This is a genomic window from Candidatus Palauibacter sp. (genome assembly GCF_965197445.1).
GTDB lineage: Bacteria > Gemmatimonadota > Gemmatimonadetes > Palauibacterales > Palauibacteraceae > Palauibacter.
The window spans coordinates 1487144-1502419 of record NZ_CBDANE010000005.1 but is presented as its reverse complement, the minus strand read 5'-3'; the positions used below and the strand labels follow the sequence as shown (position 1 = coordinate 1502419).

18 protein-coding genes are annotated in these 15276 nt (G+C 68.1%); 13 read left to right on the top strand and 5 right to left on the bottom strand.

Annotated features, from left to right (window positions below; all coding sequences use genetic code 11):
* Positions 1–8 precede the first annotated feature (8 nt).
* On the bottom strand, positions 9–512 hold the full coding sequence (locus ACN9M6_RS13910) for a DUF433 domain-containing protein (protein WP_419163488.1): 504 nt from the start codon (positions 510–512) through the stop codon (positions 9–11).
* Between the two features lie 290 nt (positions 513–802).
* Between ACN9M6_RS13910 and ACN9M6_RS13905 the strand changes: the two genes are divergently transcribed.
* The 6 genes from ACN9M6_RS13905 (at position 803) to ACN9M6_RS13880 (ending at position 6310) form a co-directional block, all read left to right on the top strand.
* Positions 803–979, top strand: coding sequence for a hypothetical protein (locus ACN9M6_RS13905; protein ID WP_419163487.1), 177 nt, complete (start codon positions 803–805; stop codon positions 977–979).
* 181 nt (positions 980–1160) lie between these two features.
* A complete protein-coding gene (locus ACN9M6_RS13900; RefSeq protein ID WP_419163486.1) occupies positions 1161–1550 on the top strand; it encodes a hypothetical protein in 390 nt (129 codons plus the stop codon).
* A 107-nt stretch (positions 1551–1657) separates the two neighbouring features.
* Positions 1658–5026 carry a glycosyl hydrolase gene (locus ACN9M6_RS13895; RefSeq protein ID WP_419163485.1) on the top strand — a complete coding sequence of 1123 codons (3369 nt, stop codon included), beginning with the start codon at positions 1658–1660 and terminating at the stop codon, positions 5024–5026.
* 65 nt (positions 5027–5091) lie between these two features.
* Positions 5092–5598, top strand: a complete 507-nt coding sequence (locus ACN9M6_RS13890; RefSeq protein WP_419163484.1) for a hypothetical protein — start codon at positions 5092–5094, stop codon at positions 5596–5598.
* A 53-nt stretch (positions 5599–5651) separates the two neighbouring features.
* Positions 5652–5924 carry a type II toxin-antitoxin system Phd/YefM family antitoxin gene (locus ACN9M6_RS13885; RefSeq protein ID WP_419163483.1) on the top strand — a complete coding sequence of 91 codons (273 nt, stop codon included), beginning with the start codon at positions 5652–5654 and terminating at the stop codon, positions 5922–5924.
* Positions 5921–6310, top strand: a complete 390-nt coding sequence (locus tag ACN9M6_RS13880) for a PIN domain-containing protein (RefSeq protein WP_419163482.1) — start codon at positions 5921–5923, stop codon at positions 6308–6310. Before ACN9M6_RS13885 ends, ACN9M6_RS13880 begins: the two co-directional genes overlap by 4 nt.
* Before the next feature lie 3 nt (positions 6311–6313).
* On the opposite strand, the gene ACN9M6_RS13875 is transcribed toward ACN9M6_RS13880, so the two are convergent.
* Positions 6314–7723, bottom strand: coding sequence for a 1-acyl-sn-glycerol-3-phosphate acyltransferase (locus ACN9M6_RS13875; protein ID WP_419163481.1), 1410 nt, complete (start codon positions 7721–7723; stop codon positions 6314–6316).
* A 349-nt stretch (positions 7724–8072) separates the two neighbouring features.
* On the opposite strand from ACN9M6_RS13875, the gene ACN9M6_RS13870 reads away from it, so the two are divergent.
* From ACN9M6_RS13870 to ACN9M6_RS13860, 3 genes are all read left to right on the top strand, one after another.
* Complete coding sequence (locus tag ACN9M6_RS13870) at positions 8073–8354, top strand: hypothetical protein (RefSeq protein ID WP_419163480.1); 282 nt, start codon at positions 8073–8075, stop codon at positions 8352–8354.
* Between the two features lie 181 nt (positions 8355–8535).
* Positions 8536–8676 (top strand): hypothetical protein, encoded by a 141-nt coding sequence (locus ACN9M6_RS13865; RefSeq protein WP_419163479.1) that lies wholly within the window; start codon positions 8536–8538, stop codon positions 8674–8676.
* Between the two features lie 308 nt (positions 8677–8984).
* The gene (locus tag ACN9M6_RS13860) at positions 8985–9611 is read left to right on the top strand and encodes a hypothetical protein (protein WP_419163478.1); all 627 of its coding nucleotides are present in this window, start codon (positions 8985–8987) and stop codon (positions 9609–9611) included.
* Here the strand turns inward: ACN9M6_RS13860 and ACN9M6_RS13855 are convergent.
* The gene (locus tag ACN9M6_RS13855; protein WP_419163477.1) at positions 9587–9868 is read right to left on the bottom strand and encodes a hypothetical protein; all 282 of its coding nucleotides are present in this window, start codon (positions 9866–9868) and stop codon (positions 9587–9589) included. The genes ACN9M6_RS13860 and ACN9M6_RS13855 overlap by 25 nt on opposite strands.
* A 6-nt stretch (positions 9869–9874) precedes the next feature.
* On the bottom strand, positions 9875–11443 hold the full coding sequence (locus ACN9M6_RS13850) for a B12-binding domain-containing radical SAM protein (RefSeq protein ID WP_419163476.1): 1569 nt from the start codon (positions 11441–11443) through the stop codon (positions 9875–9877).
* 99 nt (positions 11444–11542) lie between these two features.
* Between ACN9M6_RS13850 and ACN9M6_RS13845 the strand changes: the two genes are divergently transcribed.
* Entirely contained in the window at positions 11543–12106 is a 564-nt protein-coding gene (locus tag ACN9M6_RS13845; RefSeq protein WP_419163475.1) for an O-acetyl-ADP-ribose deacetylase, read from the top strand.
* A gap of 12 nt (positions 12107–12118) precedes the next feature.
* Here the strand turns inward: ACN9M6_RS13845 and ACN9M6_RS13840 are convergent, their stop codons facing one another.
* Complete coding sequence (locus ACN9M6_RS13840) at positions 12119–12691, bottom strand: hypothetical protein (protein WP_419163474.1); 573 nt, start codon at positions 12689–12691, stop codon at positions 12119–12121.
* Positions 12692–12861: 170 nt separating this feature from the next.
* On the opposite strand from ACN9M6_RS13840, the gene ACN9M6_RS13835 reads away from it, so the two are divergent.
* From ACN9M6_RS13835 to ACN9M6_RS13825, 3 genes are all read left to right on the top strand, one after another.
* A complete protein-coding gene (locus tag ACN9M6_RS13835; RefSeq protein WP_419163473.1) occupies positions 12862–13299 on the top strand; it encodes an SRPBCC family protein in 438 nt (145 codons plus the stop codon).
* 119 nt (positions 13300–13418) lie between these two features.
* On the top strand, positions 13419–13754 hold the full coding sequence (locus ACN9M6_RS13830) for a hypothetical protein (protein WP_419163472.1): 336 nt from the start codon (positions 13419–13421) through the stop codon (positions 13752–13754).
* Between the two features lie 30 nt (positions 13755–13784).
* Positions 13785–15239 (top strand): hypothetical protein, encoded by a 1455-nt coding sequence (locus ACN9M6_RS13825; RefSeq protein WP_419163471.1) that lies wholly within the window; start codon positions 13785–13787, stop codon positions 15237–15239.
* Positions 15240–15276: the final 37 nt, after the last annotated feature.

Here is a 15276-nt window from a genome sequence, read left to right as displayed (position 1 = left end):
GAATCGGTCTAGGCGGCCGCCTCGTAGAGGACGGCGTCGTGGATCTGGCTCTCGGCCAGACCGTAGTCGTGGGCTATGGCGGCGATGTCTTCGCCGGCGTCGATGCGGTCTACAAGGGCCCGAGTGGACACGCCGGATCCAGCCAACACAGGTCGGCCAAACGAGACCCTTGGGTTGATGGAAATGGCCCGCGCGTGCGCCGATTGTCGCGGAAGAACGGGATAAAGCCGGAACGGGAGGCGCCGGTCGTCGCGCTCCACGCGGTTGAGGCAGTCCTCCAGCAGCTTTCGAAGCGCGAGCTGTCCCGACCGCGACGGGTTAATGAGGTGGTCGAGTTCCTGCAGGAACAGGTCGCCACCGCTGGTGAGGAGTTCGTCGTGCAGCAGCAGGCGCGAGATCCCCAGCTGTTCGTCCGCATACGAGAGCGCCGATCGCACGTTCCCCATTCTCGCGCCATGGACGCTCCGCAGGGCGCGGAGCACATGAGCCTCAACGAGGTTGTTGAAGGACAACGGCCCTCCGGGCTGAGGAGGTTCGATCAGCGGTCGCCGGCCACGAGTCCAGTACGCCAGGGTGGCCCTTGGTATGCGGATGAACCGGGCCGCCTCTGAGACCCCGTATGCCGGGGCGTCTCGAATGTCACCGGGCATGAAGTGCGTGCGACCTCCCTCGTTCGCGAACGCGGATGTGCAGGGGAAGACGACGCCGAAACGATAGCCGCGAGAGCCCGGGGCCACCATTTCCCGCCCGAACCCAGGACCGGTGTTTCCGACGGTTGATGCGGTATAGGCGGGGAGGCACGTTGGAGGTTCGCTCGCGGGTCGAAGCTCGCCACCGCGACCCGGTCCCCTTCCCCCAGACCGTCCTCCGCACCCGCGCCACCGACGAGACGGGGCTCCGGCAGCCGGCGGGCGCCATCTTCAACGCCAAAGGCTATCGCCTGAACCTCGTCCTTCCCCACCCCGTCGCGGTGGAATAGACACCGCCCCGTTCCGCCGAGGCGCGGCGAGAGGGGCCTGACTCCGCAGGTTGATGCACTCCCGGGATGATGGCACGTTGACTGGCGACCGGAGGTTCGGCGTGGATCGAGGAGCGGGGGCCGCGGCCCCCGCTCGTGCGCGAACCTTCATGGGAGTCTGTGTAACACCATGGGAACGGATTTGATTGCTGACATCGTCCTGTTCGCATCGCTGATCGGCAGCGTTCTCGCGGTCGGCCGCTTCCTGCGCAACCAGCGCACGGAATTGAAGGGCGACATCGGCAAGTTGCGCACGGAAATCAAGGGCGAACTCGGCACGCTGCGCACGGAACTCAAGAGCGACATCGCGGGCGTGCGCAAGGAGGGTGTGGAAGGACGGACCAGGCTCGAGAAGCAGATTGCGGACGTGCGCGCCGAACTCCGCGGCGTGGAGAAGCGTCTGGGTGACCGCGTTGACGCGGTCCGTGACGAACTGGTCGAGACCCGGGTCGCCATGGCCGACCGGGTGGCCCGTCTCGAAGGCCGCGTGTTCGGCGTCCCCCTGCCAGGCACCGGGACCGACCCCGCCTGACACCGCACGGGTTGCCCGCCTCCCATCCCCGGGCCGACCTTCCCAAGCCACGAATTCCACACGCGGCACCGCCCGATAGCCACAGCTAAAGCCGACAAGGTGCGATCATGATCGATCTCGACAGGTTCCACGCGAACCCACACGCCCGCTGCGGCGTCATCTCGCGGTTCCCCGCCCTCCTCCTCGCGGTAATGGCGAGTCTCGGCGCCCTCAGCGGCCCCGGAGCGCTGGCCGCCCAGGAGGGTGAAGACGAAGACGACGGGGCGGCCGAACTGAACTCCGGGTTCATCTCCGGACTCCAGTGGCGGAGCATCGGCCCCGCCGTCGCGTCCGGGCGCATCGCGGACATCGCGGTCGATCCCACGGACCGGAGCGTGTGGTACGTGGCGGCCTCCTCCGGGAACGTGTGGAAGACGACGAATGCCGGGACCACCTGGACCCCCATCTTCGACAACTACGGGTCGTACTCCATCGGGGCCATCGCGCTCGACCCCGGCGACCATCTCACGCTCTGGGTCGGGACGGGGGAGAACAACGGGCAGCGCTCGGTCGGGTACGGGGACGGCGTCTACAAGTCGATCGACGGCGGGCGCTCGTTCACGAACATGGGGCTCGAGACCTCCGAACACATCGGGATGATCGCGGTCCATCCTCATGATTCGGACATCGTCTTCGTCGCGGCCCAGGGACCGCTGTGGAACGAGGGCGGCGAGCGCGGGCTGTACCGGACGACGGACGGCGGCGAGAGCTGGGACCTGGTGCTCGAGATCGACGAACACACGGGGGTGAACGAGGTCTTCCTCGACCCGCGGAACCCCGACGTGATGTACGCGACCTCGTGGCAGCGGCGGCGTCACCAGTGGACGATGATCGACGGCGGGCCCGGCTCGGGGATCCACAAGTCGACCGACGGCGGGAGCACGTGGCGGGAGATCAACCGCGGCCTCCCCTCGGGGGACAAGGGGCGCATCGGGTTCGCGATCTCTCCGCAGCAGCCGGACGTCCTGTACGCCATCGTGGAGGCGGCCGGCGACGCCGGGGGCACCTTCCGCTCGGAGAACATGGGGGAGAACTGGTCGCGGACCTCGCGCTACCAGTCGGGCGCGCCCATGTACTACCACGAACTGTACGCGGACCCGCACCGCTTCGACCGCATCTACTCGCTCGACACCTTCGTGCAGATGTCGGAGGACGGCGGGGAGACGTGGGGACGGCTCCCCACGCAGGGCGTGCACGTCGACCACCATGCGATCGCGTTCGATCCGGACGACCCGGAGCACATCATCCTCGGTAACGACGGGGGGCTCTACGAGACGCGGGACTTCGGGGAGAACTGGCACTTCTTCGCCAACCTGCCGCTCACGCAGTACTACAAGGTCGCGACCTCGAACGACGAGCCGTTCTACTACGTGTACGGGGGGACGCAGGACAACAACACGTGGGGCGGCCCCTCGCAGACGCTCGACAACGCGGGGATCCGGAACTCGCACTGGTACGTGACGCTGGGGGGCGACGGCTTCGACCCTGTGATCGACCCCGAGAACCCCGACATCATCTACTCCCAGCTTCAAAACGGCGTCCTGTCGCGCTTCGACCGCGTCTCGAAGGAGCGGCTCGACATCCAGCCGCAGGAGGACGCGGACGGTCCCCCGCTGCGCTGGTACTGGGACGCGGGGCTCCACATGTCCCCGCACGACAATCACCGTCTCTACTATGGGGCGCAGATCCTCTTCCGCTCGGACGACCAGGCCTCGACCTGGCGGCCGATCTCGGGCGATCTCACGCGGAACATCGACCGCAACCAGCTCGAGGTGATGGGCCGGGTGTGGAGCGTGGACGCGGTGGGCAAGAACCGCTCGACGTCGGTGTTCGGGCACATCGTCGCGGTCTCGGAATCGCCGCTTGTGGAAGGGCTCATCTACGTGGGGACGGACGACGGTCTCGTGCAGGTGACGGAGGACGGGGGCGAGAACTGGCGCGCGGTGGAGAGTTTTCCGGGGGTGCCGGACACGAGCTTCGTCCACGACGTGGAGGCGTCGCTGCACGATCCGAACACTGTGTTCGCGGTCATCAACAACTTCAAGCGGGGCGACTTCCAACCCTATGTGCTGAAGTCGACGGACCGCGGCGTGACGTGGACGTCGATCGCTTCGGATCTGCCGGAGAACGGCCCCGCGTTCACGATCGTACAGGACCACGTCGAGCCGAGTCTGCTGTTCGTGGGGACGGAATTCTCGGCTTTCGCCTCGGTGGACGGGGGCGGGTCGTGGCTCGAGCTGGGGAGCGGGCTGCCGACGATCCCGGTGCGTGAACTCGAGATCCAGAAGCGGGAGGGCGATCTCGTCGCGGCCACCTTCGGGCGCTCCTTCTATGTGGTCGACGACTACACGCCGCTCAGGGAACTCGCGGCGCGGTCGGACGAGATTCTCGCCTCGGAGGGGCACATCTTCGAGGTGGAGAACGGGGAGATGTTCCTGAGATGGAGCCCGGGCGGCACGAGCGGGTCGGACTTCTACACGGCGGACAACCCTGACTTCGGGGCCACGTTCACCTACTACGTGGGCGAGACGCTGCGCACGCGGGAGGCGGCGCGGCAGGCGGAGGAGCGGCGGGCGCAGCGGCGAGGGGACGACACGCCCTACCCGACGTGGGAAGAGCTGGAGGCGGAGGACCGGGAGGAGGCGCCGCGGGTGTTCCTCACGGTGCGGGACGAGGATGGGAACATCGTGAACACGGTGAACGGGTCGACCTCGCGGGGCATGCGCCGGGCGACGTGGAACTACCGGTATCCGGGCTACAACCCGGTCACGGGCGGCGGAGGTGGCGGGGGCGGCTTCGGAGGCTTCGGCGGGGGCGGCGGCAACGGACCCATGGCGCTGCCGGGGAGCTACACGGTGTCGCTCTCGCAGCGCGTGGACGGCGAGGTGACCGAGCTGGTGGGCCCGGTGCCGTTCGAGATCGCGCCCATGGGGGGCTCGGCGATCCCGCCCCGGGACCGGGCGGCGGTGCTCGCCTTCCAGCGGGAGACCGGGGAGCTGCTCCGCGCCGTCACCGGGACGCAGCGCGTGGCGACGGCCGCGATGGCCCGCATCTCGTCCATGAAGCAGGCCGTGGACCGCTGGCCGGCGGCGGACCCGGCCCTGCGCAACGACGCCCGGGCGCTGGAGCTGCGGCTGCTCGACCTGCAGGAGACGCTCAGCGGCTCCCGCACCCGGGCCTCCCGCGCCGAGCCGGAAATGCCGGGGATCGTGGCCCGCGTGAACCAGGTCGTCCGCGGCCACTGGAACGGCATGCACGGCCCCACGCAGACGCACCGCGAGCAGTACCGGATCGCGAACGACGCCTTCACCGCGCTGTATCCGGACATGCGGCAGCTGATCGAGACGGACCTGCCCGCGCTGGAGGATCGGCTGGAGGAGGCCGGCGTGCCGTGGACGACGGGCCGCGCCCTCCCCGCCTGGCCGCCGAACGGATAGGTGTCGGCTCTCCCGCGCGGGGGCGGCACCCGAGCCGCCCGTAGCCGAGCCGGGGGCTCCCCATCGTGAAAATCCTCTCGTACCTGTGGAAAACGATTGGGCCCCGGCGGGTGGGGCTCGTCGTCATGTGCGTGTACGCGGCGTGGCTCGTCTTCTTCTACCGCTACCACTGGGTGGACGGGATCAACCTCCTCATCCACGAGGGGGGGCACCTCGTCTTCTCCCTCTTCGGAGAAACGCTCGGCGTGCTGGCTGGCCCGTTACTTCAGCTCGCGGTGCCATTCTTCATCACGTTCCGGCTGTGGCGGCGAGGGGAGGCAGTCCCGGCGGCGGTCGGCGCACTGTGGTCGGCGGAGAGCCTCATGTACACGGCGGAGTACATGGCCGACGCGAACCGCCTCGCCCTGCCCCTGATCGGAGACCACCCGCACGACTGGCGCAACCTTCTCGATCGCGCCGACGCCCTCGGCTCGGCTGAGGAGATCGGCCTCGTCCTGCATCTCGTCGCCAGCGCCGCCGCGATGGGTACCGTCTGGTGGACGATCCGCCACGAATCCGAGGCCATCGATTGACATAAGTGGCTACTGGTAGCTACCTTTAAAGCATGAGATCCGTAGGCATCAAGATGCTGAATAGCAAGCTGAGCGAGTACGTACGTCTCGCCGCGGCGGGCGAGACCGTACTCGTCACGGACCGCGACCGGGTGGTCGCAGAGATCGGTCCCCCGCGTGCATCACGGAGCCCGGTCCTCGCCGACGCCATGCTCGCCGATGCGGTGCGGAAGGGCTGGCTGACGCCTGCTCTCTCTTCGGGTTCCGAGCCTCCCCGCGGCGGGCCGCCGGTGGCGACGCTATCCGAGTTGCTCGATGAACTGGAAGGCCACCGCAGCGATCGGTGATCTACGTCGACACCTCGGTCGTCCTGGCCCACTTGCTCGCCGAAGATCGCCGTCCGCCCACCGCTTTCTGGGCCGAGGACCTCGTCTCCAGCCGCCTCTTGGAATATGAGATCTGGACAACTCTGCACGCGAGGGAGTTGGCGGCATCGCGGTCGGAGGCCGCACACGCGGTAATCGCTCAAATCTCGCTGGTGGAGTTGGCGCCGCCCGTGCTGACTCGTGCGCTCGACGCGTTCCCGGTCCCGGTTCGGACACTGGACGGGCTTCACCTGGCATCGCTGGAGTTTCTGCGGGGGCGTGGCCAAGCCGTCGAACTTGCCAGCTACGACCACCGCATGGTCAGTGCCGCCCGGGCCATGGGTATCCCGGTCGGGGAACTCCCGTGAACCTTACGCTTCTTCCCTGCCAACCGCTTCGCCCGGCACCGGCCGCTCACCCTCCCTCGGCACGTTCTCCTGCCGTTCCTCCATCCACCGCTTCTCCAGCTGCCGAAACGTCTCGGTGAGTTCCGAGCGCAGCTCGGCGAACTGCTCGCGGAGATCGGGGCGGCCCAGCAGCCGCAGAAAGAGGGCGGTGTCCTCGCGGACCTCGCGGGCGAGTTCCACCCACAGCATGGTCACGAAGCCGCACACCGGAGCCAGGACGGCCGCCACCGCGGCCACCGACATACCCCCCGCCAGGTAGCCCAGCACCGGCCACAGGATCCAGGCCGCAAACGTTCCGCCCAGGAGCGTCGCCAGCTTGATCGTCGCCGTGACCTCGAACTGGGGCTTCACGCGCCTGACGACGAAGCCGGGAAGCCGGGCAACGGGAACCCAGAGCAGGGATCCGGCCATCGCGAAGGGAAGCCCAAGCGCCAGGAGCGTCCCGCGCAGGAGGACGTATCTTGCGACCGGGAGGAAGCTGTAGCGGGGAGGCACGCCCCCTTCCCCGGCGTTGAGCTCGTCGTTGAGCGCGGCGTACCGCTCCACCTTCTCAATCAGGCGGCGGTGTTCCTCCGGGTGCGCCGCGCGGATCCATTCCAGCCCCCTGCCAAAACGCTGAAGGCGAGGGAACCGCGTGCCCAGCCGTTCCCGGACCCGCCACGGAACCCACCGCGACTCGCGCACGTAGAGTTGCTCCGCCACCTCCACGAGGATCCGGTCGCAGTGACGGTCGAAGTTCAGCGTCTGGCGGCGGATCCCCCTCTCGATCCGCTCGTTAAGCCTGCGCACTGTGGCGACGGGATCCTCCCGGTACCCATTCTTCAGGTCCGCGCACCCAAACGCCTTGCCGAAGCGCACGGCGACCTCGGTTCTGGCCAACTCCTTGGCGGCATAGGTGATCCCCACCGGAACGATGGACAGCCCGAGCCCCCAGTCGGCACCCTCCTCCGCCTGCAGCGCGATCCGAGCGGTGCCCGTGCGGAACTCCACCAGGTGCGCCTCGGAGTGGCTCCTGCCCTCGGGATAGATCTGGATCGCGCCACCCCCGTGGAGCGCGTCGACCGCAGACCGAAACATCTCATCGTTGCGGTGCGTCGCCTCGGGATCGTCCTCCCTCCGGTAGACCGGTATGCCGCCCAGCGCACGCAGCACCGGACCCAGAAGAGACCTGTCGAAGAGTGGTGCGCGACCCAGCGGCCGCGTGATCCGCTCGCTGCAGCGGAAGATCAGCAGCGCGTCGACCAGGCTGTTGGGATGGTTGGCCGCCACGATCAACGGACCTTCGGGGAGTGGAGGCCCGTGCCGGTCGACGCGATAGAAAAGCGCGGCCGCGGTTCCGGTTATGCCGGCGACCAGCCTGGGTATCCGATCCAATCTTCGCCTCCACGCACGGTCGCGGACCTCGGCAATCCGGGCAGAACACCCCCGCCCCCATCCGTCCCGACGATCCACGATCGTTATCCTGGCTCCCTTTGCCGCACTTCGCCACCGACCGGTCCGCAGGGCACCGCCATCGGCGGCTGTGGGGAGAGGCGCCGCGCTTCAGTGCCGCTTGGCGGAGCGGAGATAGCGGTGGTGGCGGGGGCGGCTTCGGCGGATTCGGGGGCGGCGGTGGCAACGGGTCCATGGCGCTGCCGGGCAGCTACACCGTATCGCTCTCGCAGCGCGTGGACGGCGCGGTGACCGATTTGGCCGGGCCTCCCTCTTCGGAGAGACGCTCGGCGTGCTGGGCGGCCCGTTTCTACAGCTTGCCGTGCCGTTCTTCATCACGTTCCGGCTATGGCGGCGGGGGGAGGCCGTCCCCGCGGCGGTCGGCGTACTGTGGTCGGCGGAGAGCGTCATCGGAGACCACCGGCACGACTGGCGCCAACGGCTGGAGCGCGCCGGCGCCCTGGACTCGGCGGAGGAGATCGGCCTCACGCTGCACCTCCTCGCCAGCGCTGCCGCGCTGGGTGCCGTCTGGTGGACGATCTGCCTCGAGGCCAACTCACGAGTGGAGCGATGAACACGCCGACGGTCACCGCACGACACCCCGCCTCCAGACTGGGCGTGGCGGCTGTCGGCTCCGACACTCATCATTTGACCAGATTGGTCACATTGGAATTGGAGACACTACGCTGACGCCAAGCAACCCCGGATCGTACTCCCGGCGATCTCCACGGCGCGGTCGGGACACCGTCGTTGTCGTGGGCGCGGCAGAATTCGACGAGCTTCAGGCACGCGCCAGGCCGGGCACCCTCCACGAACTTCTTTCCCGGTCTCCGTTGAACCGCCTCGACTTCGAGGAAGAGGGAGTGCGGAGTCCGGTGCGCGACATCGTACTCTGACGAACTCGGCGGGGGGGATCGGCGTCTGGAAGCCGGCCATCGTTGACGAGGTTAGCTACCTCATTCGTGGAGTTGGCACCGCCGACGCTCGCTCGCGCTCTCGACCCGTTTCCCGTCCCCGTTCGTACACTCGACGCGCCGCACATCGCATCATGCCGGTTTGTTCGGGATCGGGGTCCCGACGTTGAGTTCGCCAGCTACGACGGCGGCATGGTAGCAGGCGTCCGTGCGGTGGGCATTCCGGTCCTGGGCCTGCCTTGACCGCCTCGGCTGGGCGGAGGGCGATCGGGTGTCTCGCCGGGCTGTTAGTGGCTGTAGCCGGCAACAGCCCGCTTCAGGCGCAGGAAGTGGACCCCACGGCTTACGAACACCTTGTTGAGCCGCGCATCGTGGAGCGGGCGGACGAGCGGATGCTGGAAGTCCGGGCGGTCGGAGACCCCGACGACATCGGCGGCGCGGCGTTCGGGCTCCTGTTCCAGCTCTATTTCTCGAGCGGAGCGGCGACCGGCTTTACGCCCCCGGTGGCGCGAGCCCGGTGGCAGGAAGACCTCAACGAGATGCCCCGGGCCGAATGGGTGGGCCGCTACGCGCTACCGCTACCGGAGACGGTGGACTCGTTGCCGGCGCACACGCCTCCGGAGGGTGTGACCGCCACGATCACGACGTGGGAATACGGAGCGGTCGCGGAGATCCTTCACGTCGGTCGCTACGACGCGGAGCGGCCGACGGTCGAGCGGCTCAAGGCCTTCGTCGAGACCGAGGGCTACGAGACGGTCGGAGGACACGAAGAGGAATACGTCCTCGGCCCGACCATGGCCGGACCGGGGAACCCGGACGAATACCGCACGATCCTCAGATACCGGGTCCGCGAAGTGAGCGCTCCCCGCGGGGATGGCATCGGCTTCCCCTCTCAGCGACCTGCCTTGCGGAGATAGCGGCGGCCGAGGCGGGCCATCCTTTCATCCCCCAGTGCTTCCGCCTCGCGGATCAGAGCTTCGACGTGCGGGATCAGGACGGGATCGCCCCAGGCGTACCCCGTGGCGGCCTCGGCGCTCTGCGTGTTCCCGATGTGGGCGCCTTCGAGGAGGGCGCGGGCCGCAGCCGCGTCGAAGCGCGGTGACTCGCGCGGGGGGAGCGTGTAGCGCGGCTCGGGTTCGTGAGACGCGTCCTCGTTGACGAACGCCCGGGACATCCCGTCCTAGTGGGCGATGGCCCCGGCTCGAGCCTGCTGCGGCGGCTTTCCTCCGGTGGCCTTGAGGTAGGCGTAGGCGTCGTGTTCGAGCGCGCCCTCGGGCAGGAACTCCCACAGCGGCCCGAGGTCGTTCTTCACCCGGTCGATGTAGAACTGGGGCAGCACGTCCGACTCGCCCTCGAAGTAGGCCCGGAACTTCGTGTCCGTGGCGAGCTTCTCACGCACGGTGCTGTAGTACTCGATCCGCCCCTTCCCTTCGGAGGAGATCGCGCGCACGACGTTCATGATGCGCGGGATGCCGCCGCTGTTGGCCTTGAGCCGCCGCCAGATGGCCTGCTTCGAGAAGCTGTATTTCGTGAGATCGATCACATGATCGTAGAACTCGATCCACTCGTAGTTCTTCGGCTTCAGGTTCATCGCGTGATGGTTGTTGAGGAAGTGGAACGGGAAGCCGAGCAGCCGTCCCTCCTTCTGGTATCCCAGGTTGAGCGGCGCCGCCTCCCCGAACGACGTGAGCAGGGAGTACCCGGGGAAGGCGGCGGGCGACGCGTCGATGAACTTCTTCGTGAGTTCGAAGGGGTCGGGACCTTCGTCACAGTCGAGACCCATCACGAAGTTGGTCTGGAGATAGGGGATATAGCTCGTGATGAGGTTGGAGTGATCCGACACCTGCCGGACCTTCTCCATTCCGTGACGGTTCCGCGACTTCGACTTGTTCCCGAGCATGTACCAGGACTCGACCCCCGGGAGGATGGCGCGGAAGCCGTTCTTCGCCAGACGCTTGAGGCGCGGCTCGCCGAGGAGTGAGAGACTGCTTTCCGCAATGAACTGGATCGTGCCCGGCGGGACGGCTTCCTCGATCGCGCCCAGATGATCGTCGAACCGCACGCCGAAGTTGGGGTCGTGCCAGCCGACCGTGGGCTTCTTCATCTTGCGCGCCAGGAAGCGCAGGTCGTCCCGCATCTCGTCGAAATCGAGCGCCTGGTAGGGGACGACCGAGTCGATGCAGAAGCTGCACGTGTAGGGGCACCCGAGGCTGCCGATCATCGGGACCATCTTGATGAGCGGCGCCTTCTGGAGCGTCGGCTCGATGTACTTCCAGCGGGCGCGCACCCCCGGCAGGGAAAGCGGCTGCGTCTCGGCCGTCACGTGGCGTCCGAGCGGGCGGTGCGGCTGGCAGTCGTCCAGCACTTCGTTCAGCGTGGCCTTGTCGGTGAAGCCGAACACGTAGTCGAAGTACTTCTGCGAATCCTGGGGGTAGCAGCGCGCGTGCGGCCCGCCGATACAGGTGACGGCGCCGCGCTGGCGGAACATCTCGCTGATCGCGTAGGCGAGCTGGGCGCCCTGGGAGAAGGCGCCGACGAAGAGGAGGTCGATATCCTCCGGGAGTTCGTCGACGAGGTTCTCGAGGCCGGTGTAGCAGACGAGGCTCACGTCGTGACCGGCCTCTTCACACCAGACGGCGAGCACCTGCGGCATGATGCTCGCGAGGTTCGCGTGCATGACCTTCGCGTAGAGCGACTTCGTCGGCCCCTTGGCGACCAGATCCACAATCCCTACGCGAAGCTTGCGCAACAGCGATCCTCTCGGAATGGGTACACGGGTGCCAGGTCCGGGCGCGCTTCGGAACCGGAAACCTAAGGACCGGGGAGTGTCGGCGGCAAAGGGGGCAAGTTGATCGAGCTTATCGAGTCTCGTCTCACGATCTGGGGTGGTGACCTCACGGCACTGCCCGTGGACGCCATCGTGAACGCGGCAAACGAACAGTTGAAGGGAGGGGGCGGTGTCGACGGGGCGATCCACGACGCCGCCGGACCGGAGCTTGTGCAGGCCTGTCGCGCGCTGCCCGAGGCGCACCCGGGCGTGCGCTGTCCGACGGGCGAGGCTCGCATCACGCCGGGCTTCCGGCTGCCGGCCCGCTACGTGATCCACACGGTGGGGCCGGTGTGGCAGGGTGGAGGCCGGGGGGAGAGGGGGCTGCTCGCTTCCTGCTATCGGGAGTCGCTCCGGCTCGCGATCGGGCTCGGGCTGCGAACCGTGGCGTTTCCGGCCATCAGCTGCGGCGCCTTCGGGTTTCCGGTGCGTCCGGCCTGCCGCATCGCAGTCGAGACCGTGGTCGAGGCCCTGGCGCGCGACGACGCACTCGAGACGGTGCTCCTGACCGCCTGGGCCGGCGAGGTCCGGAGCGCGATGGAGGCTGCCCTCGCTCGCCTGCTCAAGGCCGGCGGGTCCCAATGAACCAGCAGCCCGCTATGGGCAGGACTCGCCGTTGACGCGCAGGTACTCGGTGACGAACTCGTCCAGCATCGTGCCGATCGTGCCCGTGATGACGTCGTCGCGGCGTCCACCGTAGAAGCCGATGCCGGGCCGCGGAGATTCCCACGTCGGCGCCCAGTGGATCCACTGGAGCGCGGCGCCGAGCGAGTCGGAGGAGAGGCGTCCGGGATTCGCGGCGAGCTGGGGATCGCTGAGCTGGTCGTAGACGAGCTTCATGAACCGGAGGCGGATGATGTACACGGTCTGGGCCGTGTTCGCGGTCACTCCCTGGGTGCCGATGAAGACGGTGACCCGGAGCAGGGACCAGGCCGGCTGGTCGGTGGGGGCGTAGATTCGGGCCTCCCTCAGCCGGCTCGTCGTCATCCCCTCGACGGATTCCCGGGTGATGCCGCCCGCCCCGCCGCTGTTGGTTACGAAGACCTCCACGTTCACGGGGCCGCAGGAGGTGAACAGGGCGAACCTCTCCATGGGTGACCGAGGCCCCTGGGCCACCGCAACCGCGGGAACCAGAAGGGCCGCGGCGAGAGCTGGTACGATGAGCTTCACCGGATTCACGTGCGCAGGCGGTCCTTACCCCACGAGCCGTCAACCAATCTACGGATCGACAACAGACTTCTTCCCTCCCATTCGCGCCAGAACCGGTTCCTTGACGAGCCGGCCTGGGATCGGACAAACTCGACGCCCTCGCCCGATACTTCGAGAGGAGGAGAATCCGCATGACCGCCGCTTCCGGTACACGACTCCGCGTTTCGAAACTGATTCCCGCCCCGCCCGCCGCGGTGTTCCGCGCCTGGACAGAGCCGGAGCTGATCTCCCGTTGGTCCGCTCCTCCCGGAGCGTCGGTGGCCGAGTCGCAGGTCGACCTCTCCGCAGGTGGCGCGTGGAAGATTCGGATGCGGGACGCGGAGGGGGTGGACCACACAGCCTTCGGCGTGTACCGCCAGGTCGAACCCCCGAACCGGCTCGTCTACACGTGGGACTGGGAGGGGGAGCACTCTGTCGGCGAGACCGTGGTGACCGTCGAGTTTCTGGCCGAGGGCGGAGGGACGCGGGTCGTCGTCACCCACGAGGGATTCCCGGCCGCGGAAGCCACCGAGGGGCACCGGCTGGGCTGGGTCGCCTGCCTGGAACTCCTGCGCGCCCTGTTCGCCTGACATCTGCTTCGCGATGAACGGCGACATGTGGCGGGTATCCAATCCGATGGCGACGTTGCAGCGTGGGTAGACCGGGCCGCGACGTGTGCCGGATCCTTTTCGCCCAAACGAGGTGACTGATGAATCCGTGGATCGTCCTCGCAACCGTGATCTGGCTTCCGGTTACAGCGCTCGCCTGGGCCGGCTTCGGGCGGTGGCTGCTCGCGAAATCGGGCGTCGGGAAACCGAACCGTGCCTGGTGGGGGTGGTGGTTCGTCCCCTGGGGATACTTCCAGCTCCGCGAGGTGGCCGACGTGCTGGATCGATGGGTCCACTCGGCGGAAGCCGCGTGGAACGTGCTCACCGTGCCGTTGGCGGTCTCGGTTGGTGTCGCGGGCATCATCGCAATGATCGCCGGGCTGGGGTTCTTTTTCAGCGAACTTGCCTACCAGATCAATAGGCGTCGCTCGCCATAATTCCTGTGATTCCGGAGTAAACGCCGCTTCGTGCCCTCCAACTCCATGGCCCGGGCCGCGACGGACCTGTCCCCGCGCCGCATCCTCGCGTTCTGGGCGCCGCTCGCCGCCACGTGGGTGATGATGGCGGTCGAGGGGCCCTATCTGGCGGCGGTCGTGGCGCGGCTGCCCGAGCCCACGCTGGGGCTGGCGGCGTACGGCGTCGCGATCGCGATGGCCGTGCTCATGGAGGCGCCGGTCATCATGCTGCTCAGCGCCTCGACCGCGCTGGTGGAGGACGCGGTCTCGTACCGGAGGCTGCGGACGTTCGCGCACGGACTGAACGCCTTCTCGACGGTGATGCTGCTCGTCGTGCTCGTGCCGCCGGTTCACGGCTGGCTCATGATCGGCGTGCTCGGACTGCCCGAGGATCTGGCCCGCCTGACGTACGGCGCGCTGTGGTGCTTCCTGCCCTGGCCGGCCGCGATCGGCTACCGGCGCTTCTGGCAGGGGGTCCTGATCCGGTCGGGCCGCACGCGGCTCGTGGCGGGCGGGACCGTCGTACGGCTGGTCGCCATGTCGGCGGCGGCGATCGCGCTTGCCGTCTCCACGGACCTGCCGGGCGCCTCGGTCGGTGCCTCCGCGCTGTCGTTCGGCGTGGTCGTGGAGGCGGTCGCGGCCCGCTGGATGGCCCGGGGCGCGATCGGGGCCCTGCTCGGCCCGGCCCACCGCGGGGCTGCCGGGGTCGGCCGACCGCCGGTCTCGGCCGATCCGCACGACATCGCGGAGATCGGCCGGGTCGGCGTCTCGACGGCGGACCCCTCGGCCGGGCCGGCGGAAGGCGGAGAACTGCGTTTCTCCGAGATCGGGCGCTTCTACCTCCCCCTGATGCTCACGTCGCTCATCGGGATCGCCATCCAGCCCATGCTGACCTTCTTCATGGGCCGTGCCGCCTCGCCCGTCGAATCGCTGGCGGTGTTTCCTGTCGTGCACTCGCTCGGGTTCATCTTCCGTGCCGTGGGCCTCAGCTTCCAGGACGCGGTGATCGCCCTGCTCGGACGCCGCAACCAGGGCTACGCGGAGATCCGCCGCTTTGCCATCGGCCTCGGCGCGGGACTCTCCGGCGTCCTCGGGCTCATCGCCTTCACGCCGCTCTCTCACCTCTGGTTTGTCCATGTGTCGGGCCTCACACCGGAACTGGCGTCCTTCGCGATCCCGGCGGCCCGCGTCCTTACGCCGGTACCCTTCCTCGGCGTGGTGCTGTCGCTGCAGCGCGGTACGCTGATCCGGAATCGGACGACGGGCCCGATCATCGTCGCCACGGCGGCGGAGATCGTGGCCGTGGCCGCGGTGTTCGTCGCCGTCGGGTGGGGGCTGGGCTGGGTCGGTGCCACCGCCGCCTTCACGGGCTTCCTGTTCGGTCGCCTGACCGCCAATATCTATCTGACGCCGAAGGTGCGGGGGGCGCGGAAATCAACGGTTTCGCGCGATCAGGCGTCTTCCTGAACAGGACCCCGGAAACCATGATCGAGGAGGCACGGAG